Origin of the sequence: Pseudomonas sp. C32 (assembly GCF_030417915.1) — a bacterium.
Taxonomy (GTDB): domain Bacteria; phylum Pseudomonadota; class Gammaproteobacteria; order Pseudomonadales; family Pseudomonadaceae; genus Aquipseudomonas.
Map to the genome: position 1 here is coordinate 50076 of NZ_JAUHUK010000024.1, position 20107 is coordinate 70182.

Annotated in this window: 21 protein-coding genes; 13 read left to right on the forward strand and 8 right to left on the reverse strand. The window is 57.7% G+C overall.

Going from position 1 to position 20107, the window contains the following annotated elements; genetic code table 11:
- The first annotated feature begins 73 nt into the window (after positions 1–73).
- On the forward strand, positions 74–808 hold the full coding sequence (locus QYH43_RS23335; protein ID WP_301158204.1) for a phosphatase PAP2 family protein: 735 nt from the start codon (positions 74–76) through the stop codon (positions 806–808).
- Between the two features lie 86 nt (positions 809–894).
- On the opposite strand, the gene groL is transcribed toward QYH43_RS23335, so the two are convergent.
- The 4 genes from groL to QYH43_RS23355 form a co-directional block, all read right to left on the reverse strand.
- Positions 895–2541, reverse strand: coding sequence for a chaperonin GroEL (gene groL / locus QYH43_RS23340; protein WP_008053540.1), 1647 nt, complete (start codon positions 2539–2541; stop codon positions 895–897).
- Between the two features lie 49 nt (positions 2542–2590).
- Entirely contained in the window at positions 2591–2884 is a 294-nt protein-coding gene (locus QYH43_RS23345) for a co-chaperone GroES (RefSeq protein ID WP_095057064.1), read from the reverse strand.
- Positions 2885–3131: 247 nt separating this feature from the next.
- On the reverse strand, positions 3132–3608 hold the full coding sequence (locus QYH43_RS23350) for an FxsA family protein (RefSeq protein ID WP_095057063.1): 477 nt from the start codon (positions 3606–3608) through the stop codon (positions 3132–3134).
- A gap of 66 nt (positions 3609–3674) precedes the next feature.
- A complete protein-coding gene (locus QYH43_RS23355; protein ID WP_095057062.1) occupies positions 3675–4406 on the reverse strand; it encodes a HugZ family protein in 732 nt (243 codons plus the stop codon).
- A 152-nt stretch (positions 4407–4558) separates the two neighbouring features.
- Here QYH43_RS23355 and QYH43_RS23360 point away from each other — a divergent pair, with 152 nt between their 5' ends.
- Positions 4559–5317: an SDR family oxidoreductase gene (locus QYH43_RS23360; RefSeq protein ID WP_095057134.1), complete on the forward strand. Its 759-nt coding sequence runs from the start codon at positions 4559–4561 to the stop codon at positions 5315–5317.
- Positions 5318–5434: 117 nt separating this feature from the next.
- Here the strand turns inward: QYH43_RS23360 and apbC are convergent, their stop codons facing one another.
- Positions 5435–6529 carry an iron-sulfur cluster carrier protein ApbC gene (gene apbC, locus QYH43_RS23365; protein WP_095057061.1) on the reverse strand — a complete coding sequence of 365 codons (1095 nt, stop codon included), beginning with the start codon at positions 6527–6529 and terminating at the stop codon, positions 5435–5437.
- Between the two features lie 250 nt (positions 6530–6779).
- On the opposite strand from apbC, the gene metG reads away from it, so the two are divergent.
- The 8 genes from metG to QYH43_RS23405 all read left to right on the forward strand — a co-directional run bounded on the left by metG (position 6780) and on the right by QYH43_RS23405 (position 13697).
- The gene (metG, locus tag QYH43_RS23370) at positions 6780–8831 is read left to right on the forward strand and encodes a methionine--tRNA ligase (protein WP_301158205.1); all 2052 of its coding nucleotides are present in this window, start codon (positions 6780–6782) and stop codon (positions 8829–8831) included.
- A gap of 181 nt (positions 8832–9012) precedes the next feature.
- Entirely contained in the window at positions 9013–9582 is a 570-nt protein-coding gene (locus QYH43_RS23375) for an electron transport complex protein RnfA (protein WP_301158206.1), read from the forward strand.
- Positions 9579–10586, forward strand: coding sequence for an electron transport complex subunit RsxB (gene rsxB / locus QYH43_RS23380; protein ID WP_301158207.1), 1008 nt, complete (start codon positions 9579–9581; stop codon positions 10584–10586). The genes QYH43_RS23375 and rsxB overlap by 4 nt, the downstream gene beginning before the upstream one ends.
- Positions 10573–11559 carry an RnfABCDGE type electron transport complex subunit D gene (locus QYH43_RS23385; protein ID WP_095057058.1) on the forward strand — a complete coding sequence of 329 codons (987 nt, stop codon included), beginning with the start codon at positions 10573–10575 and terminating at the stop codon, positions 11557–11559. Before rsxB ends, QYH43_RS23385 begins: the two co-directional genes overlap by 14 nt.
- Positions 11556–12167 carry an RnfABCDGE type electron transport complex subunit G gene (locus tag QYH43_RS23390; RefSeq protein ID WP_301158208.1) on the forward strand — a complete coding sequence of 204 codons (612 nt, stop codon included), beginning with the start codon at positions 11556–11558 and terminating at the stop codon, positions 12165–12167. The genes QYH43_RS23385 and QYH43_RS23390 overlap by 4 nt, the downstream gene beginning before the upstream one ends.
- A complete protein-coding gene (locus QYH43_RS23395; protein ID WP_301158209.1) occupies positions 12160–12747 on the forward strand; it encodes an Rnf-Nqr domain containing protein in 588 nt (195 codons plus the stop codon). Before QYH43_RS23390 ends, QYH43_RS23395 begins: the two co-directional genes overlap by 8 nt.
- Positions 12748–12772: 25 nt before the next feature.
- Entirely contained in the window at positions 12773–13411 is a 639-nt protein-coding gene (gene nth, locus QYH43_RS23400) for an endonuclease III (RefSeq protein WP_095057055.1), read from the forward strand.
- A 106-nt stretch (positions 13412–13517) separates the two neighbouring features.
- Positions 13518–13697: a PA3496 family putative envelope integrity protein gene (locus QYH43_RS23405; protein ID WP_095057054.1), complete on the forward strand. Its 180-nt coding sequence runs from the start codon at positions 13518–13520 to the stop codon at positions 13695–13697.
- Positions 13698–13784: 87 nt separating this feature from the next.
- Here QYH43_RS23405 and QYH43_RS23410 read toward each other — a convergent pair whose 3' ends face one another.
- Positions 13785–14411 carry a response regulator transcription factor gene (locus QYH43_RS23410; protein WP_095057053.1) on the reverse strand — a complete coding sequence of 209 codons (627 nt, stop codon included), beginning with the start codon at positions 14409–14411 and terminating at the stop codon, positions 13785–13787.
- Positions 14412–14938: 527 nt separating this feature from the next.
- Between QYH43_RS23410 and QYH43_RS23415 the strand changes: the two genes are divergently transcribed.
- On the forward strand, positions 14939–15643 hold the full coding sequence (locus QYH43_RS23415) for a hypothetical protein (protein ID WP_301158210.1): 705 nt from the start codon (positions 14939–14941) through the stop codon (positions 15641–15643).
- A gap of 145 nt (positions 15644–15788) precedes the next feature.
- On the opposite strand, the gene QYH43_RS23420 is transcribed toward QYH43_RS23415, so the two are convergent.
- Both QYH43_RS23420 and QYH43_RS23425 read right to left on the reverse strand, forming a co-directional pair.
- Complete coding sequence (locus QYH43_RS23420) at positions 15789–17006, reverse strand: argininosuccinate synthase (RefSeq protein ID WP_095057051.1); 1218 nt, start codon at positions 17004–17006, stop codon at positions 15789–15791.
- A gap of 129 nt (positions 17007–17135) precedes the next feature.
- On the reverse strand, positions 17136–18041 hold the full coding sequence (locus QYH43_RS23425) for an OmpA family protein (protein ID WP_301158211.1): 906 nt from the start codon (positions 18039–18041) through the stop codon (positions 17136–17138).
- A gap of 159 nt (positions 18042–18200) precedes the next feature.
- Between QYH43_RS23425 and pyrC the strand changes: the two genes are divergently transcribed.
- Together pyrC and rnt are read left to right on the forward strand one after the other, a co-directional pair.
- On the forward strand, positions 18201–19247 hold the full coding sequence (gene pyrC / locus QYH43_RS23430) for a dihydroorotase (protein ID WP_095057049.1): 1047 nt from the start codon (positions 18201–18203) through the stop codon (positions 19245–19247).
- Positions 19244–19921, forward strand: a complete 678-nt coding sequence (rnt, locus tag QYH43_RS23435; RefSeq protein ID WP_053155142.1) for a ribonuclease T — start codon at positions 19244–19246, stop codon at positions 19919–19921. Before pyrC ends, rnt begins: the two co-directional genes overlap by 4 nt.
- Positions 19922–20107 lie beyond the last annotated feature (186 nt).

Below are 20107 nucleotides of genomic sequence, written 5' to 3' on the forward strand. Positions count from 1 at the left end.
GCTGGCGACAGAATCGGGCACAAACTCCGCGCGGCTGCGCATTTCAGAACATTTCACTGACCAAGGAACTCGCATGGTTTCGACCCTTGCACGCCCCGCCTCTCGCCCGCTCAATTTCTGGGTGTGCCTTGGGGTCCCCGTCATTGCGGCGATCATTTTGGTATTGCTTGAATTGACCAACCTGGACTTGGACCTGGCCAAGCTGTTCTACGACCCGGTCGCCGGGCAATTCATCGGGCGCCACAGTTATTTCCTGGAAGACATCCTGCACGACCGCGCTAAACAAGTGGTCATCGCCTTCTCGGTGTTTGCCATCCTCGGTTTCATCGGCTCGTTTTTCATCGCAAGGCTCAAGCCGTTCAAACGGGAACTGGGTTGTCTGGTGCTGTCTCTGGGGCTTGCGACCTCTTTTGTCACACCGATAAAAGCGGTGACCGCGGTGCAATGTCCGTGGAGCCTTGAACAATTCGGTGGTCATGAGACCTATAGCGAACTGCTGAGCCCGCGCCCTGCTACCGAAAACCCCGGACGCTGCTGGCCGGGCGGCCATGCGGCGACCGGATTCACATTGTTTGCCCTGTTTTTCGTCTTGCGTGACCGCCGCCCACGTTTGGCTCGCTCAGCATTTGTGTTCGCCTTTGCCCTGGGCAGCGTGTTCTCCATCGGCCGGATGATGCAGGGGGCGCACTTTTTCTCGCACAACGTGTGGACGGCGATTTTCTGCTGGCTGATTTGTCTGGGATCGTATTACTGGATTCTGTACCGGCCTTCGAGCAGTTTGGTGCACGCAGAACCTGTCAGCGCTTGATAGAAGTTCTTTTGACTTTGCGATGGGCAATAAAAAACCCCGCCTGCTTTCGCAGGCGGGGTTTTTAGTACAGGGGTAAGGCTGGCTTACATCATGCCGCCCATGCCGCCCATACCGCCCATGTCTGGCATACCGCCGCCAGCACCGCCGTCTTTCTTCGGTGCATCAGCAACTGCAGCTTCGGTGGTCAGGATCAGACCGCCAATCGACGATGCAGCTTGCAGCGCGGAACGGGTGACCTTGGTTGGGTCCAGGATGCCCATTTCGATCATGTCGCCGTATTCGCCAGTCGCAGCGTTGTAACCGAAGTTACCTTTGCCGTTCTTGACTTCGTTGACCACAACGCTTGGCTCGTCACCGCTGTTGGCAGCGATCTGACGCAGCGGTGCTTCAACGGCACGGCGCAGAACAGCGATACCTACGTCCTGATCAGCGTTGTCGCCTTTCAGATCGTTCAAGGTTTGCAGAGCGCGGATCAACGCAACGCCACCGCCAGGTACCACGCCTTCTTCAACGGCTGCACGGGTAGCGTGCAGGGCGTCTTCAACGCGGGCTTTCTTCTCTTTCATTTCTACTTCGGAACCAGCGCCAACCTTGATCACTGCAACGCCGCCGGACAACTTGGCCAGACGCTCTTGCAGTTTTTCACGGTCGTAGTCCGAGGAAGTTTCGGCAACCTGGGCACGGATCTGAGCAATGCGCGACTCGATGTCGCCTGCTACGCCAGCACCGTCAACGATGATGGTGTTTTCCTTGGAGATGGTCACGCGCTTGGCGCTACCCAGGTTTTCCAGGGTGGCTGCTTCCAGGCTCAGGCCGATCTCTTCGGAGATAACGGTACCGCCGGTCAGAACAGCGATGTCCTGCAGCATGGCCTTGCGGCGGTCGCCGAAGCCTGGAGCCTTGACGGCTGCGACTTTAACGATGCCACGCATGTTGTTCACGACCAGAGTCGCCAGGGCTTCGCCTTCAACGTCTTCGGAAACGATCAGCAGTGGACGGCCGGCTTTGGCAACGGCTTCCAGCACTGGCAGCATTTCGCGGATGTTCGAGATCTTTTTGTCGACCAGCAGAACCAGCGGGTTGTCCAGCTCGGCAACCATGGTTTCCGGCTTGTTGACGAAGTACGGGGACAGGTAGCCACGGTCGAACTGCATGCCTTCTACAACCGACAGTTCGTTTTCCAGGCCAGTGCCTTCTTCAACGGTGATCACGCCTTCTTTACCGACTTTTTCCATGGCTTCGGCAATGATGTCGCCGATGGAGTTGTCGGAGTTGGCGGAGATGGTACCCACCTGAGCGATTGCCTTGGTGTCAGCGCATGGCTTGGACAGGTTTTTCAGCTCTTTGACGATGGCGATGGTCGCCTTGTCGATGCCGCGCTTCAGATCCATCGGGTTCATGCCGGCAGCGACGGCTTTCAGGCCTTCGTTGACGATCGACTGAGCCAGAACGGTAGCGGTGGTAGTACCGTCGCCGGCGTCATCGTTGGCACGGGAGGCAACGTCTTTGACCAGCTGCGCGCCCATGTTTTCGAAACGGTCTTCGAGTTCGATTTCTTTGGCGACGGAAACGCCGTCCTTGGTGATGGTCGGAGCGCCGAAGCTCTTCTCGATGATCACGTTACGGCCTTTCGGGCCCAGGGTCGCTTTTACCGCGTCAGCCAGGACGTTGACGCCTTTGAGCATTTTCTTGCGGGCGGAATCGCCAAACAGAACTTCTTTAGCAGCCATGATCGATATTCCTTAAATACTTTGTAGTAGCGGGAAAATGAGCGGGTAATCAGCCTTCGATAACAGCGAGAATTTCGTTCTCGCTCATTACCAGCAGGTCTTCGCCGTCGACTTTCACAGTGTTGCTGCCGGAGTAAGGACCGAACACAACCTTGTCGCCCACTTTCACGGACAGTGCACGCACTTCACCGCTTTCCAGTGCTTTGCCTGGGCCTACAGCGAGGATTTCGCCGCTGTTGGCTTTTTCAGCAGCCGAACCTGGCAGGACGATACCGCCAGCGGTTTTCTTTTCTTCTTCGCTGCGACGGATAACGACGCGGTCATGCAGAGGACGAAGCTTCATTGTCGATCTCTCCCAATTGTGGTTTTCATCGGCCGGTGTAGTCCCGGCGGGTTAAACAAAGTCCGGCGGTGCCGGTTGCGGTTCGTCAAGCGAACCGCGGAAGTCTGTCTGGCGTGTTCGCCAGAAACCTTGCGGTGACCGTTACATAAGGGCGCATAAGCTTATTACAAGGGCGAGGATCGAAAATTTTTCTGTTCGTTGCCCCGCAAACGAACACGGCACCCGAAGGTGCCGTGTGTCGAATGTGTTACTTGGTGTCGCGGTGTTCGAACTCGCCTTCGATCACGTTGGGCTCACGCCCCAGCGGCTCGCGCGGCGCAGGTCCGCCCCGGGCTTGAAGGTCATCGGCAAACGCACGTTGGCGAATGGCCTGCTCCTCGGCACGCTGGCGCATTTTGTTGGCCAGCAGGCGACGGCTGACCGGCAGCAACATGATCAAGCCGATCACGTCGCTGATGAAACCCGGCAAGATCAACAGGCCACCGGCCAACGCCAGCATCAGGCCTTCGAGCATGGTCTGGGCTGGCAGTTCGCCGCGGCTCAGGCTTTCACGGGCACGCAGTGCCGTGGCCAGCCCCGCGATGCGCAGCACGAACACACCGAACATCGAGCCGAGAATGACCAGCAGCAGAGCCGGGAAAAACCCGATAGACCCTGCCACTTTGACGAATACGAACAGCTCCAACACCGGGAACAGCAGAAAGAGCAACAAAAAAGGGCGCATCAAATGTTTCCTCAACGCAAGAATGCCTTGCCAGTTCACCTTAGATGACGTCGCCGTTTCGTGAATTCAAGCGTCGGCCACTTCATTTTTTGGCCAATGTTCAGCATGAGCCAGAGAAACCAAGGCTTCCCGGACTTGTGTCGGCGTATTACAAGGCGCTTGAAACGGCAACCAGTACAAGCTTTGACCGATGCGCAGGTGCATGCCTTCGGTATCGATACCGACCATTTGCGCCGCAGCGGTTTTCGGCAAACCGGCCAGATCGACGTAATGGGCAATGGCCTTGGCGTGATCGGCATTCATGTGCTCGACCATGCTCACTTCGGCTTTGCCGGCGAACGGGTTGGCCAGGGTCAGGTCGTTGACCCAGTGAATCGCGCCGAAACCGCCGATGTAGCGGTGGCGTACAGGTTTGAGCACCCAGAAATCAAAATCATGTGCCGTGTGGTAGCTCTGGGATTCCGGGAAGTAGCGGTAGTAACGTTCGGCCGCCGCGGCGATAGCGTCCTCGCCTTCCAGCTGCTGCGCCTCGGCGAGGTAAGTCAGGCGACCAACGGCTTGTACATCTTCAGCGCCGCGCTCGCCGACAAACAGCGAACATTTGGGATCTTTTTGCAGGTTATGAGTGTGCTGAGCGATGCGGCTGATAAGGATCAGGGGCCGACCCTGCTCGTCCAGGCAGTATGGAACGACGGAGCCGAACGGAAAGCCGGGCATTGATTTGGAGTGCGTGGAGAGCACTCCACGGTATTCCTTGAGAAGCAATTCTCGTGCATGCTTAGCCGCTTCTACGCTCAATTTATGACTCCTTAATTAGAATCCGTCAAAAAAAACGGACGGCGACTGGTGAAAGTTCCAGCCCGCCAATAGGGGCAGTTCTCATGTGCCAAGGTAGGCGTGATGGAGAAGATGCCTATGAAAACACCCAGACCATTTACCGGGGCATGCGAATGCAACTCACTGACAAAGTAATCATTATCACTGGCGGTTGCCAGGGTTTAGGCCGTTCCATGGCCGAGTATTTCGCAAGTAAAGGCGCGAAACTGGCGCTGGTGGACTTGAACCAGGAAAAACTCGACGACGCCGTCGCGGCCTGCAAGGCCAAGGGTGCCGAAGCCCGCGCTTATCTGTGCAACGTTGCCAATGAAGAGCAAGTGACCCACATGGTCGCCCAGGTCGCCGAAGACTTTGGCGCGATCCATGGCCTGATCAACAACGCCGGGATCCTGCGCGACGGCCTGCTGCTCAAGGTCAAGGACGGCGAAATGACCAAGATGACCCTGGCCCAGTGGCAGGCGGTGATCGATGTCAACCTGACCGGCGTGTTCCTGTGCACCCGTGAAGTCGCGGCAAAAATGATCGAGCTGGATAACAGCGGCGCGATCATTAATATCTCGTCGATTTCCCGCGCAGGCAATGTGGGCCAGACCAACTACTCCGCCGCCAAGGCCGGTGTCGCTGCCGCGACCGTGACCTGGGCCAAGGAACTGGCGCGCTACGGCATTCGCGTGGCCGGCATTGCACCGGGCTTCATCGAAACCGAAATGACCTTGGGCATGAAGCCTGAAGCACTGGACAAGATGACCGCCGGGATACCGCTCAAGCGCATGGGCAAGCCTGAAGAAATCGCCCATTCGGCGGCGTACATCTTCGAGAACGACTACTACACCGGTCGGATTCTGGAGATGGATGGCGGTTTGCGGATCTAAAGCGAGATCAAAAGATCGCAGCCTCCCTTCGCTCGACAGCTCCTACAGGTGTAAGCCAATCCAATGTAGGAGCTGTCGAGCGAAGCGAGGCTGCGATCTGTTTATAGGCGCCGCAAATCAATCGTCGCTGATGCTGATATTCGGCATCGCCGGCGTCAACGCTTCCTGCAACACGATCCGCGCACCGACATGGCGGGCCAGTTCCTGGTAAACCATGGCGATCGGGCAATCTGGCTCGGCGATCACAGTTGGCTTGCCACCATCGGCCTGCTCGCGGATTTCCATCGCCAACGGCAACGAAGCAAGCAGTTCGACACCATACTGGGTCGCCAGCTTCTCACCACCACCCTCACCGAACAGATGCTCGGCATGTCCACAATTCGAGCAGATGTGCACGGCCATGTTTTCCACCACGCCCAGCACCGGAATGTTGACCTTGCGGAACATTTCCACACCCTTGCGCGCGTCCAGCAATGCCAGGTCCTGTGGCGTGGTGACGATGACCGCACCGGCCACCGGCACTTTCTGCGCCAGGGTCAGCTGGATATCACCGGTGCCAGGTGGCATGTCGATGACCAGGTAATCGAGGTCGCCCCAGGCAGTTTGCGTGACCAGTTGCAACAGGGCGCCGGAAACCATCGGCCCGCGCCAGACCATCGGCGTGTTGTCGTCGGTCAGGAACGCCATGGACATCACCTCGACGCCGTGGGCCTTGAGCGGTACGAACCACTTCTGATCCTTGACTTCAGGTCGCGTGCGCTCAGGGATACCAAACATGATGCCCTGGCTCGGACCGTAGATATCTGCGTCGAGAATGCCGACCTTGGCGCCTTCACGGGCCAAGGCCAATGCCAGGTTGGCGGCGGTGGTGGATTTCCCCACGCCGCCCTTGCCGGAGGCGACGGCCACCACGTTTTTAACGTTCGCCAGGCCCGGAATCTGCGCCTGAGCCTTGTGTGCGGCGATCACGCTGGTGATGTCCACGCGAGCGGTCGTTACACCGTCGAGCCCCTCGATGGCCATTTGCAGCATCTGCGCCCAGCCACTCTTGAACAGACCGGCGGCATAACCCAATTCGAGCTGAACGCTGACGCGGTCGCCCTGGATATCGATGTTGCGCACGCACCCGGCGCTGACAGGGTCCTGATTCAGGTAAGGGTCGGTGTATTGGCGAAGGACGGCTTCCACCGCTGCGCGATTGACGGCGCTCATGGGCAACTCCGAGAACAGGACTTGGAAAAGATGACGGGTATCGTACCTGTTCTAGGCGTTCGACGGGATGCTCAAAAGATCGCGCTTTTGTAGGAGCCTGGCTTGCCGGCGATGGCACACCCAAGACCGCTATCGCCGGCAAGCCGGGCTCCTACAGGTCGATCATCCAATGAAACAGGCTCACAGGGTGAAAAATATGCGCCGGCGCTTTATAGTGGCCGACCTCCGTTTCATCAAGTAGCCGAGCCCCATGTCCGAGCCACGCAAGATCCTCGTCACCAGCGCCCTGCCCTATGCCAATGGTTCGATTCACCTTGGCCATATGCTGGAATACATCCAGACCGATATGTGGGTGCGCTTCCAGAAGCACCGCGGCAACCAATGCATCTACGTCTGCGCCGACGACGCCCACGGTTCGGCCATCATGCTGCGTGCGGAAAAGGAAGGCATCACCCCGGAACAACTGATCGCCAACGTCCAGGCTGAACACAGCGCCGACTTTGCCGAGTTCCTGGTGGACTTCGACAACTTCCACTCCACTCACGCCGAAGAAAACCGTGAGCTGTCGAGCCAGATCTACCTGAAGCTGCGCGACGCCGGGCACATCGCCACGCGCTCGATCACGCAGTATTTCGACCCGGAAAAGAAAATGTTCCTGGCCGACCGCTTCATCAAGGGCACCTGCCCGAAATGCGGCACCGAAGACCAGTACGGCGACAACTGCGAAAAATGCGGCGCGACTTACGCACCGACCGACCTGAAGGATCCGAAATCGGCAATCTCCGGCGCCACCCCGGTGCTCAAGGATTCCCAGCACTTCTTCTTCAAGCTGCCAGACTTCCAGCAAATGCTGCAAACCTGGACCCGCAGCGGCACCCTGCAAGACGCCGTCGCCAACAAGATCGCCGAATGGCTGGATGCCGGCCTGCAACAGTGGGACATCTCCCGCGACGCACCGTACTTCGGCTTTGAAATCCCTGACGAGCCGGGCAAGTATTTCTACGTGTGGCTGGATGCACCGATCGGCTACATGGCGAGCTTCAAGAACCTGTGCGACCGCACGCCGGAGCTGGACTTCGACGTGTTCTGGGGCAAGGACTCCACCGCCGAGCTGTACCACTTCATCGGCAAGGACATCGTCAACTTCCACGCCCTGTTCTGGCCAGCCATGCTCGAAGGCGCGGGCTACCGCAAGCCGACCGGCATCAACGTCCACGGCTACCTGACCGTCAACGGTCAGAAAATGTCCAAGTCCCGCGGCACCTTCATCAAGGCCCGGACCTACCTGGATCACCTGTCGCCGGAATACCTGCGTTACTACTACGCGGCCAAACTCGGCCGTGGCGTCGACGATCTGGACCTGAACCTCGAAGACTTCGTGCAGAAGGTCAACTCCGACCTGGTGGGCAAAGTCGTCAACATCGCCAGCCGCTGTGCCGGTTTCATCAACAAGGGCAATGCCGGCGTCATGGTCGACACCAACGCCGCGCCTGAACTGACTGATGCCTTCCTGGCCGCCGCGCCAAGCATCGCCGACGCCTATGAAGCCCGCGATTTCGCCCGCGCCATGCGCGAGATCATGGGCCTGGCCGACCGCGCCAACGCCTGGATCGCCGACAAGGCACCATGGTCGCTGAACAAACAGGAAGGCAAGCAGGATGAAGTCCAGGCCATCTGCGCCACGGGCGTCAATCTGTTCCGCCAACTGGTGATCTTCCTCAAGCCTGTGCTGCCGCTGCTGGCCGCTGACGCCGAGGCGTTCCTGAACGTCGCGCCGCTGACCTGGAACGACCACGCGACCTTGCTCAGCAACCATCAGCTGAACGAGTTCAAGCCGTTGATGACCCGCATCGACCCGGTCAAGGTGCAAGCCATGACCGACGCTTCGAAAGAAGACCTGACCGCCAGCCAGACCGACACCGGCGAAGCGGCACCAGCGGGCAATGGCGAACTGGCCAAAGATCCGCTGTCGCCGGAAATCGAGTTCGACACCTTTGCCGCCGTCGACCTGCGTGTTGCGCTGATCGTCAAGGCTGAGCACGTGGAAGGCGCCGACAAGCTATTGCGCCTGACCCTGGACATCGGTGACGAGACGCGCAACGTATTCTCCGGGATCAAAAGTGCTTATCCGGACCCGTCGAAGCTCGATGGTCGCCTGACCATGATGATCGCCAACCTCAAGCCACGGAAAATGAAGTTCGGCATCTCCGAAGGCATGGTGATGGCCGCCGGCCCTGGCGGTGAAGAAATCTACCTGCTCAGCCCTGACAGCGGCGCCAAGCCGGGTCAGCGCATCAAGTAAATTTGTGCGGCAATCCGATCCCACAGCCGTGCCTGGCGCGACTGTGGGATTTTCATGTCTGGCCCATAATGTCCGTAGGAGCTGCCGCAGGCTGCGATCTTTTGACTTTGCTTTTAAAGATCAAAAGATCGCAGCCTGCGGCAGCTCCTACGCAGTGATCCAGTAGCGGATACGGACGATCATGACCGAAACCCTGCTAACGCTTATCAGCACCGCCCTGATCAACAACCTCGTGTTGCACTGGCCGCTGGGCGTCGATCCGCTGCTGGCCAGCGAACGGCGCCAGGTTCACGCGCTGGGAATTGCGACGACGTGCCTGACGCTGATCGTTGGCATGCTCGGTTATGTGCTCTACCACTGGCTGCTGGTGCCGCTGGAACTGACGGCCCTGCGGCTGTTCGTGTTTCTGCCGCTGAGCGTTTTGCTGATCAGCCCACTGCTGAAGGTTCTTTCTACTGCGCTTCCAAAGTGGTCATTTGAAGGCCTCTGGCCGTTGCTGCTAGGGAACGCGGGTGTGCTTGGGGTAACGCTGCTCAACGCCCAGGCGGACAAAGGTTTCTTTCATGCCACGGCCCTGAGCCTTGGTGCCGGGCTGGGTTTCTGGCTGGTGCTGAGCCTGTTCAGCGATTTGCGCGAACGTACACTCGAAAACGATGTTCCCCGGCCCTTTCGCGGCTTGCCGATCGATCTGATCGGCGCCGGATTGATGGCCGTGGCCTTTCTAGGATTCAGCGGACTGATCAAAACATGAGTCTGATTCAACGCATCGACGCCCTCCTGCCGCAGACCCAGTGCGGCAAGTGCGGCCATCCCGGATGCAAGCCCTACGCCGAAGGCATCGCCGCCGGTGAGCCGATCAACAAGTGCCCACCCGGCGGTAGCGAAACCATTGCGGCTATGGCCGATCTGTTGAAAGTGCCGGTGCTGGAACTGGATGTCAGCCGCGGCTCGGCACCTGCGCAAATCGCCTACATTCGCGAAGCCGAATGCATCGGTTGCACCAAGTGCATTCAGGCGTGCCCGGTCGATGCCATCGTCGGCGCGGCCAAACTGATGCACACCATCATCATCGACGAGTGCACCGGTTGCGATCTCTGCGTGGCGCCGTGCCCGGTGGATTGCATCGAGATGCGTCCGCTGTCGCCCGCCGCGGTGGTACCGGTTGTCGGTGGCCTGGCATTCACGCTTGAAGAACAACAGGCGCGCACCGCCAAACGCAATCACGCCCGGCGCCGCTTTGAGCAACGCAATGCGCGCCTGCTGCGGGAAGAGCAACAGAAAATCGCCGAACGACAAGCCCGTCAGCGTACTACCCAACCCTTGGAGGCGACGCTCGATCCGGTGCAGGCGGCCCTCGAACGTGTCCGCTCCCAGAAAGCCGCGAATGCCGATGCGGCGCTGAAAAAAGCCAAGATCGATGTGGCGATGAGCCGCGCACAACTGCACAAATCGCTGAAAGCTTTCGGGCATCCACCGACCTTCGAGCAGCAATCGCAACTGATCATCCTGCAACAGCAGCACGAGGCCGCCGAGCGAGGTTTGGCGCAGTTGGAAAGCACCGCACCTGCGGCGCCGACACCCGCCCCGCCCCCAGCGAAGGATGCCGAACTGAAACGGGCAAAAATTCAGCTGGCCATGCGCCGCGCCGAACTCAAGAAGGCTCAGGGTAGCGAAGCGCCTGCCGAACAGATCGATGCCCTTCTACGCGCGGTCAGCGAAGCCGAACGCCAGGTGGACGCCTATGCCGCCCCTTGAATCGGTTGACGATCGTCTGCAGCAAGCCATGAAACTGGTGCTGCTGGCCGTCCTGCCGGGACTGCTGGCGTCCTTCTGGTTGTATGGCTGGGGTGTGTTGATCAATCTGATTCTGGCGGTTGCAGCGGCGCTCGCTGTTGAGGCGGCTGTGCTGCAATTGCGCAAGTGGCCACTCACACCGAACTTGAGCGATGGTAGCGCCCTGGTCAGTGCGACATTGCTGGCCCTGGCCCTGCCCCCCTATTGCCCTTGGTGGTTGACGATCAGTGCTGCCGCGTTCGCGATGGTATTCGGCAAGCACCTGTATGGCGGAGTCGGTTCGAATCCTTTCAATCCGGCCATGCTTGGCGTTGCTTTTGCGCTGGTCACGTTTCCCCAGCAAATGACCCATTGGCCGTCGTCTCACGGCATGGACCTGTTGAGCGGCGTGCAACAGGCCTTCGGCTTCGGCCAGGCGCCGGACGCCTGGGTCCAGGCCACTGCGCTGGACAGCCTGCGCATCAACAAAAGCCTGACCCTGGACGAACTGTTCTCGATGAACCCCGCGTTTGGTCACTTCGGTGGACGTGGCGTGGAATGGGTGAGCCTGGCGTTTCTGGCAGGCGGTCTGTTTCTGCTGCAACGACGCGTTTTCAGCTGGCATGCGCCGGTCGGCATGCTTGCCAGCCTTTTCATCATCAGCCTGTTGTGCTGGAACGGTTCGGGCTCCGACTCCCATGGTTCACCGCTGTTTCATCTCCTCACCGGCGCCAGCATGTTGGGGGCGTTTTTCATTGTGACGGAACCGGTGTCCGGCGCCAAAAGACCTGGCGCGCGGCTGCTGTTTGGCGTGGGTGTCGGGCTGCTGACGTACTTGATCCGCACCTGGGGTGGTTATCCGGACGGTGTGGCGTTTGCCGTCCTCTTGATGAATCTTTGTGTGCCTGCACTGGAGCGATTTGTCGCATCAAGACAGGAGCCGACATCGCCATGAGCCGAGCGACGAGCATTGCTATCCTCGTGTTACTGACAGGTTTGGGCATCGGCCTGACCTGGCTCATGCAGCACACCAGCGCACCACGCATTGCCGCCGAACAACGCCTGATCGACAGTCGTAATCTGCTGGATTTGCTACCAGCGGACAGCTATGACAATCAGCCACTTGAACAACCGTTGACGCTCGAAAATCCCAAACTCGAAAACAGCACGTTGCTGATGGGCTACCGGGCTTCCAAATCCGGCCAAGCTTCTGCCGTGTTGTTGCGCAATCAGGTTCTGGGTTACACCGGCACCATTGAACTGCTGATTGCGATCGACACAAGTGGCAGGCTGATAGGCGTCAAAACCCTCAAGCAATCGGAAACACCAGGACTCGGGGCACGAATCGCTGACTGGCCGAATGCCTGGCTCCAGGGGTTTTCCGGTAAATCCAGCACCGATCCCGCCGATGCGGGTTGGGCCTTGAAAAAGGACCAGGGGCAATTCGACCAGATCGCTGGAGCGACCACCACATCCAGAGCAGTGATCAACGCGACCCATGACGCGCTGCGCTATTTCGATGAATACCGACAATCGCTGCTCGGGAAACCTTCCCATGAATAAATCATCCGTCCTGCTGAGCACGTTGATGCTCACACCGCTCATAGGGACCACCGACACGCTGGTGAGCGCTTTGGGTCTGTGGCTGTTGTTCATTCTGGTGATCAGCGCTTTTAGTCTGAGCATGTCCTTACTGCGACCACGAATACTGCCGTCGACCCATTTGCTGGCGGGCGTGCTGCTCGCCGCCACGTGGACCAGTTGTGCGGAACTCGTTGCGCAAATCTGGTCGCTGCCATGGCATCAGCATTTGGGAATCTATGCAGGCTTGCTCGCCTTGCAATGCGTTGTGCTGGAGCACGCTGGCTTTTTCCGCCGCGCCCGTGTGGAACGTCTGCAGTTATGTGCCCTGTTCGGCAGCTTGCTGGTAAGTGTTGGCCTGTTGCGCGAACTCATCGGCAACGGGACACTCGGCCGCCATCTATCGTGGCTGGCTGGCGCGGGTCAACCGGACTGGCAAGGTTGGCTACTGATCGCCGACGGTGGCTTGCACCTGGTAACCCTCGCCCCCGGCGGTTTCATTCTGTTGGGGTTGCTGCTGGCCGCTTGGAAGGCCTGGCACCGCCCGCAGCCCTCACTCTGACCGTTTTCGAGGAAACGCACTGCCCATGAATGCCGCAAAACGCCTGGAAATTTTCCGCAGGTTGCATGAAGACAATCCGGAACCGAAGACCGAACTGGCGTATTCGTCACCGTTTGAATTGCTGATCGCAGTGATTCTTTCGGCGCAATCGACCGATGTCGGCGTCAACAAGGCCACCGCCAAACTGTTCCCGGTTGCCAATACCCCGGCAGCCATCCATGCCTTGGGGGTCGAGGGGTTGTCGGACTACATCAAGACCATCGGGTTGTACAACAGCAAAGCGAAAAACGTGATCGAGACTTGTCGCATGTTGGTCGAGCTTCACGCCGGCGAAGTGCCGCAAACCCGTGAGGAGCTGGAAGCGTTACCCGGTGTCGGTCGCAAAACTGCCAACGTGGTGCTCAACACCGCATTCCGCCAGTTGACCATGGCCGTCGACACGCACATCTTCCGGGTCAGCAATCGCACCGGCATTGCACCGGGCAAGAATGTCGTGGAGGTCGAGAAAAAACTGATGAAGTTCGTACCCAAGGAATATCTGCTGGACTCCCATCACTGGCTGATCCTCCACGGCCGCTACGTTTGCCTTGCTCGCAAGCCCCGCTGTGGCAGTTGCCGGATCGAGGACTTGTGCGAATACAAGCACAAAACCTCGGACGATTGAGGCGCTATTGGGATTATCTGATTGTCGATTGAAAAAATCTTTTTTACCCGCCGGAGGATTGTCGATATAAGGAGCGCCAAAGGCCTTCTTAGCCTGGAGTAGCTAAATGAGTAATGGCAAAGAGCAATTGGACGTCGAAGAAGACTTCACCGCCGCCGAGACTGATGACGTTGAACCGGTGGTTGAAGTAGCGAAAACCAATCTGAGCAAACGCCGCACCATCGACAATCTGCTGGAGGAGCGCCGACTGCAAAAGCAATTGGCCGATTACGATTTTGACTTATGACACCTGAAAAGCCTCCCGAAACGGAGGCTTTTTACTGAGCGCCCCCTTGATAGCCCGCACCTTCTCGCCCGTCATGCGATGCTGCCGTCACACCAGGCCATTGCGCTGCGCCAACTCAATAAGATCAACCAAAGAACGAGCATTGAGCTTCAACAGCAGGCGAGTCTTGTAAGTGCTGACGGTTTTATTGCTGAGGAACATCCCGTCAGCAATCTCTTTGTTGGTCTTGCCTCGGGCCAATTGCTGCAAGACCATCATTTCCCGCCCCGACAAACGATCCACCATATCGGCTTCGCTGGCGTTCCCCAAACTGGACCGTACGGTATGCAAGGCTTGATTGGGAAAATAACTGTAGCCTGACAGTACAGCTTTGATTGCACTAAGCAACTCGGTCAGGTCCTGTTGTTTGCATACATATCCCGCAGCGCCCGACTGCATGCAGCGCATGGAAAAGTGACCCGGCGCCTGAGACGTCAGTATCAGCACTTTCATCGGCATCGCTGTCGACGATAAACGTGCAATAACTTCCAGGCCATCCAACTTTGGAATTCCAATATCCAGAATGACGATGTCCGGCATAAGTTCACGAGCGAGTTGCAATGCATCCACGCCGTTATCGGTTTCCCCAATAACTTCGTAACCATGACGTTCCATCAGCATACGCACCGCAAGACGAATGACGGGGTGATCATCCACGATCAGCACTTTATTCATGGGCAAGTCCAATTTTCGCTGTTCGAATTTTTAGAGCCCGCACAATAGCCTAGTCGTTTCACCCATGGCATGTCGGCCTTCCCGGGCACCTGCACCAAGAGACATTCCCTACAAACATCACGGATTTTTCTTACAAATAAACCTCGAACAGAATGAAATGAAAACTGTATCCGGGAGGTGGCAACGCACCTTTCAATAGTTTTTTGTATCGCCCTATAACAGGATTCACCCAGCAACAAGATCCAACAGCCGTTATTCGAACGCTACGCTTTCTATCGCCAGGTCAAAAGTAACGGCTATTTGCACAATCAACATTCTCACCAGAAATATCATACATCAATTGTCCGTTTACTCTTACAGCAAAAAATCGCCAATGACCGATTATTAATATAACGACCCAACCGCATCAAGCACTATAAAAACACCATCAAACACAAAGCACTCCTCACACCTCAATATTTCAGTCATCCTGCAAAAACCAACCTTAATAAATTACGAGAACAGATATTCAAACATGAGAAAAGAACATGATAAAACCTCAAAAAAAAATCACCAACCCAATGACTATTATTGCGATATTCGCAGTTCTGTCAGAAAGCTCCGCAGCGGTCTCCTTGCCTTTCCTCGAGCAGGAGGAAAAAGAGCTCTATGTCTGGTTTTTAATCAGCTTTCCGTTTTATTTACTTTTATTGTTTTTCGCCACACTCAACTTTAACTATCGATCGCTCTATGCCCCGTCCGATTTTGAAAAAGGAAAGCACTTCATGAAAGCCATGGTGGACACGGAGCACTCGGAAAAAACGTCAGCAAAAGGGTCGAATCATCAAAGTATTCCGAACACGTCGAGTGGCGGCCAATGCGTTAGGTCGCCCGACCTTGCACCCGCTTCAAGACCTCGGGTGGGTTTGCAAACGCTCTTTTCTGTTCAGCACCACATACAGCTTCCCGAGCATGTAAAAGACCTTTACATCATCGATGCACGTTACGCGAACAGAAAAAATGAGCTCTGCGCTTTATTGGAAAATGTCCAGAATTCACAGGAAAACCTGACAAGCATGGTGTTGTTTATCACGTGTAACGAACCGGAGGCTCTACTGAAAGCTGTCGCGCTTAAACATTCAAGACAGGCAAAAAAACGCAACGCAACATTCTATGTTGCTTACGACTTGAGCTCTCATGGATTGACGATCATGGATCAAGAGGGACCACAGGCTCACGGCAGCAAGCCTTGACGGGATATTTCACCGCGGCGAGGAGAACAACAGGAAGGATTCAACAGAAAAACGTGGTATCGCAATTCAGGACCAAACGCCCCTCTTTCGGAGATGCGGCCCCGTCGTGGACGAGGTCGCATATCCCATCACGATCTCAAAGGTCTCAGAAAAGCTTCCGGCCTTTGTTTGCAGCAATGCGCATGCGCAAGGCGTTGAGCTTGATAAAGCCCGCCGCATCGGCCTGGTTGTAGGCGCCGCCATCTTCTTCGAAGGTGGCAATGTTGGCGTCGAACAACGACTCTTCGGACTTGCGACCGGTGACGATCACGTTGCCCTTGTACAGTTTCAGGCGCACAACGCCGTTCACGTGGGCCTGGGACGCATCGATCATCTGTTGCAGCATCAGACGCTCGGGGCTCCACCAGTAACCGGTGTAGATCAGGCTGGCGTACTTAGGCATCAACTCGTCTTTGAGGTGAGCGACTTCGCGGTCCAGAGTGATCGATTCGATTGCACGGTGGGCGCGCAGCATGATAGTGCCGCCTGGGGTTTCGTAGCAGCCACGGGACTTCATGCCCACGTAACGGTTCTCGACGATGTCCAGACGACCGATACCGTGTTCGCCACCGATACGGTTCAGGGTCGCCAATACGGTGGCCGGAGTCATTTCGACGCCGTCCAGCGCGACGATGTCGCCGTTGCGGTAGGTCAGTTCCAGGTACTGCGGCTTGTCGGGAGCGTTCTCCGGGGAGACGGTCCAGCGCCACATGTCTTCTTCGTGCTCGGTCCAGGTGTCTTCCAGCACGCCGCCTTCATAGGAGATGTGCAGCAGGTTGGCATCCATCGAGTACGGGGATTTTTTCTTGCCGTGGCGCTCGATCGGGATCGCATGCTTTTCGGCGTAGTCCATCAGCTTCTCGCGGGACAGCAGGTCCCACTCGCGCCAAGGAGCGATCACTTTCACACCTGGTTTCAAGGCGTATGCGCCCAGTTCGAAACGAACCTGGTCGTTGCCTTTACCGGTGGCACCGTGGGAAATGGCGTCAGCGCCGGTTTCGTTCGCGATTTCGATCAGGCGCTTGGCGATCAACGGACGAGCGATGGAAGTACCCAGCAGGTACTCGCCTTCGTAAACGGTGTTGGCGCGGAACATCGGGAACACGAAATCACGCACGAATTCTTCGCGCAGATCGTCGATGTAGATTTCTTTTACGCCCATGGCCTGTGCCTTGGCGCGGGCCGGCTCGACCTCTTCGCCCTGACCCAGGTCAGCGGTGAAGGTCACTACTTCACAGTTATAAGTATCCTGCAGCCACTTGAGGATCACCGAAGTGTCCAGGCCGCCGGAATACGCCAGAACGACCTTGTTTATGTCCGCCATGCCATCACTCCACGGGGTTCTACGGAAAGCCGTGAAGTCTACCGCTCATGCAGAATAATTTACAGTGGCGCGACAGCTTATGACGACGAAGCGACAGAACATGTCGAGAGCGCGACCATGACCAATCGGTCAGGAAGTTGCCGAGGTGCTCGCTTTCGTAGTTTGCGGGGCCACCTGTTCTGGTGGTGCTCCTCGCTCCAGTCGAATCGCTACCCGACGGTTTTTCGAGCGGTTGGCGTTGTTGCTGTTCGGTGCCACCGGATAACGCTCACCATGGAAACGCAGGGTGATCTGCGACTCCTGGATACCGTTGGCCTTGAAGAAATCCATGACCGCCAGTGCCCGGCGTCGTGACAGGTCCCGATTGGTCAGGCGGTTGCCGCTGTTGTCGGAGTGGCCATCGAGTTCGATGTGATTGACCGTCGGATCGGCCTTCATGTACTCCAGCATCACCAGCAATCTGGCCTTGGCGGCTGCATCCAGATCGACACCGCCACCGGGAAAGCCGATTTCGGACCGTTTCACTTGATCAAAATTCTGCGGCAATAGCTTCGCCACACACCCTTGGTAGTCGACGAACGCCTTGTTGAACTTGACTGGTAACAGGCGCACTTCAGACACGCGGCCATCACCTGCAGAATGCCGTACTACCGGACTGCGACCGTCAATCAGGCCGCTGATCAGCCGTCCGGCCTGAACCTGCGAACTGTTGAACAGCACATTGCCGCTGCCGATTCTGACGGAGCCGAGGTTGATGTCTCCACGACCCGGCTGCCACGGCGCTGCGGCGGCCAGCAGGGTGGCCGAGCCACCGCCCATCATTGCGTTATAGGCATTCAGACGAAACGTTGCCTGCTCGCCAGCGCGGCGCACGAACTGCCCCGAACCGAAATCGGTGATCGGCTGAGTCAGTCGGCACTCGAACTTGTCGCCTTCGACCGTCCACTCGATGCTCTCCATACGCGTCTGGAAAGTGAGCGCCATCGCGGGAAGGCTGGCAAATACGCTGAGCAAGGCTAAATAACGCTGGCGCACGGGAGGCTCCACTGGCTTCTACAACAAAAAGACCGACACACAGATGTTTACGGCATACCTGTTGGATATCGGAAGCTTCCAGCAAAACTTGATAGCGAGTGCCTGCAAGAGTCTTTTCCGGTAGCATTCCCTTCAGTTTGACCCGCCTGGAATCCCCTCATGTCCGACCGCCTGACCCTGCTGCGTCCCGACGACTGGCACATTCATCTTCGCGATGGTGCCGTGTTGACCAATACTGTCGCGGATGTCGCGCGCACCTTTGGTCGCGCCATTATCATGCCCAACCTGGTCCCTCCGGTCCGCAACGCGGCTGAAGCCGACGGCTATCGCCAGCGGATTCTCGCTGCCCGCCCGGCTGGCAGCCCGTTTGAACCACTGATGGTCCTGTACCTCACCGACCGCACCCAGCCCGAAGAAATTCGCGAGGCCAAGGCCAGCGGTTTCGTTCACGCCGCCAAGCTGTACCCGGCCGGCGCAACCACCAACTCGGATTCTGGCGTCACCAGCATCGACAAGATTTTCCCTGCGATCGAGGCCATGGCCGAAGTCGGGATGCCGTTGTTGATCCACGGTGAAGTCACCCGTGGCGACGTCGACGTGTTCGACCGCGAAAAAATCTTCATCGATGAACACATGCGTCGTGTGGTCGAGCGTTTCCCGACCCTCAAAGTCGTGTTCGAACACATCACCACCGCTGACGCCGTGCAGTTCGTCAATTCGGCTTCGGCCAACGTTGGCGCAACCATCACCGCGCATCACTTGCTGTACAACCGCAACCACATGCTGGTGGGCGGGATTCGGCCGCACTTCTATTGCCTGCCGATCCTCAAGCGCAACACGCACCAGGAAGCCCTGCTCAACGCCGCCACCAGCGGTAGCGAGAAGTTCTTCCTCGGTACCGACTCGGCGCCCCACGCCCAGCACGCCAAAGAAGCCGCTTGCGGTTGCGCCGGTTGCTACACCGCCTACGCAGCAATCGAGATGTATGCCGAAGCCTTCGAACAGCGCAATGCGCTGGACAAGCTCGAAGCGTTCGCCAGCCTCAACGGCCCGCGCTTCTATGGTCTGCCGGCGAACACCGACCGCATTACACTGGTCCGCGAAGAATGGACCGCCCCAACCAGCCTGCCATTTGGCGAGCTGACCGTTATCCCGCTGCGCGCCGGTGAAAAACTGCGCTGGCGCCTGCTGGAGGAACACGCGTGAGTGAAGACCATTTCGACGACGAACAGGAAGGTCAAGGCGGTGGCGGCGGTTCCCGTCACCCGATGGCCGCACGGTTTCGTGGCTACCTGCCAGTTGTCGTCGACGTAGAAACCGGTGGTTTCAACTCGGCCACCGACGCCCTGCTGGAAATCGCCGCGACCACCATCGCGATGGATGAAAAGGGCTTCGTTTACCCTGATCACACCTACTTCTTCCGTGTCGAGCCGTTCGAAGGCGCGAACATCGAAGCGGCAGCGCTTGAGTTCACCGGGATCAAACTCGACCACCCGCTGCGCATGGCGGTGAGTGAAGAATCGGCGCTGAACGATATCTTCCGTGGCGTGCGTAAAGCGCTGAAAGCCAACGGCTGCAAACGGGCGATCCTGGTCGGGCACAACAGCAGCTTCGACCTGGGCTTCCTGAACGCCGCCGTTGCGCGCCTGGACATGAAACGCAACCCGTTTCATCCGTTCTCCAGCTTCGATACCGCAACGCTCGCCGGCCTCGCTTACGGCCAGACCGTACTGGCCAAGGCCTGCCAGGCAGCGGACATTGACTTCGACGGTCGCGAGGCTCACTCGGCTCGCTATGACACCGAGAAGACCGCCGAGCTGTTCTGCGGCATCGTCAATCGCTGGAAACAGATGGGCGGCTGGGAAGACTTCGACGATTGATCTGGCTTGTCTGTAGGAGCGAGCCCGCTCGCGATGGTCGTCAACGATGACGCTGGATGCCTGATACCCCGCGGCGTTCTTGAGTCCATCGCGAGCTGGCTCGCTCCCACAGGGATAGTTTTCCCCTCGAAAAAAATCCCACCCATAAAAAAACCGGCCTCGAAGGCCGGTTTTTTTGTACCTGGA

Bases quoted from the DNA above. Each gene is read 5' to 3' on its own strand.
- QYH43_RS23335 (WP_301158204.1), top strand. From the start codon at position 74: ATGGTTTCGACCCTTGCACGCCCCGCCTCTCGCCCGCTCAATTTCTGG.
- groL (WP_008053540.1), bottom strand. From the start codon at position 2,541: ATGGCTGCTAAAGAAGTTCTGTTTGGCGATTCCGCCCGCAAGAAAATG.
- QYH43_RS23345 (WP_095057064.1), bottom strand. From the start codon at position 2,884: ATGAAGCTTCGTCCTCTGCATGACCGCGTCGTTATCCGTCGCAGCGAA.
- QYH43_RS23350 (WP_095057063.1), bottom strand. From the start codon at position 3,608: ATGCGCCCTTTTTTGTTGCTCTTTCTGCTGTTCCCGGTGTTGGAGCTG.
- QYH43_RS23360 (WP_095057134.1), top strand. From the start codon at position 4,559: ATGCAACTCACTGACAAAGTAATCATTATCACTGGCGGTTGCCAGGGT.
- apbC (WP_095057061.1), bottom strand. From the start codon at position 6,529: ATGAGCGCCGTCAATCGCGCAGCGGTGGAAGCCGTCCTTCGCCAATAC.
- metG (WP_301158205.1), top strand. From the start codon at position 6,780: ATGTCCGAGCCACGCAAGATCCTCGTCACCAGCGCCCTGCCCTATGCC.
- QYH43_RS23375 (WP_301158206.1), top strand. From the start codon at position 9,013: ATGACCGAAACCCTGCTAACGCTTATCAGCACCGCCCTGATCAACAAC.
- rsxB (WP_301158207.1), top strand. From the start codon at position 9,579: ATGAGTCTGATTCAACGCATCGACGCCCTCCTGCCGCAGACCCAGTGC.
- QYH43_RS23385 (WP_095057058.1), top strand. From the start codon at position 10,573: ATGCCGCCCCTTGAATCGGTTGACGATCGTCTGCAGCAAGCCATGAAA.
- QYH43_RS23390 (WP_301158208.1), top strand. From the start codon at position 11,556: ATGAGCCGAGCGACGAGCATTGCTATCCTCGTGTTACTGACAGGTTTG.
- QYH43_RS23395 (WP_301158209.1), top strand. From the start codon at position 12,160: ATGAATAAATCATCCGTCCTGCTGAGCACGTTGATGCTCACACCGCTC.
- nth (WP_095057055.1), top strand. From the start codon at position 12,773: ATGAATGCCGCAAAACGCCTGGAAATTTTCCGCAGGTTGCATGAAGAC.
- QYH43_RS23405 (WP_095057054.1), top strand. From the start codon at position 13,518: ATGAGTAATGGCAAAGAGCAATTGGACGTCGAAGAAGACTTCACCGCC.
- QYH43_RS23410 (WP_095057053.1), bottom strand. From the start codon at position 14,411: ATGAATAAAGTGCTGATCGTGGATGATCACCCCGTCATTCGTCTTGCG.
- QYH43_RS23415 (WP_301158210.1), top strand. From the start codon at position 14,939: ATGATAAAACCTCAAAAAAAAATCACCAACCCAATGACTATTATTGCG.
- QYH43_RS23420 (WP_095057051.1), bottom strand. From the start codon at position 17,006: ATGGCGGACATAAACAAGGTCGTTCTGGCGTATTCCGGCGGCCTGGAC.
- pyrC (WP_095057049.1), top strand. From the start codon at position 18,201: ATGTCCGACCGCCTGACCCTGCTGCGTCCCGACGACTGGCACATTCAT.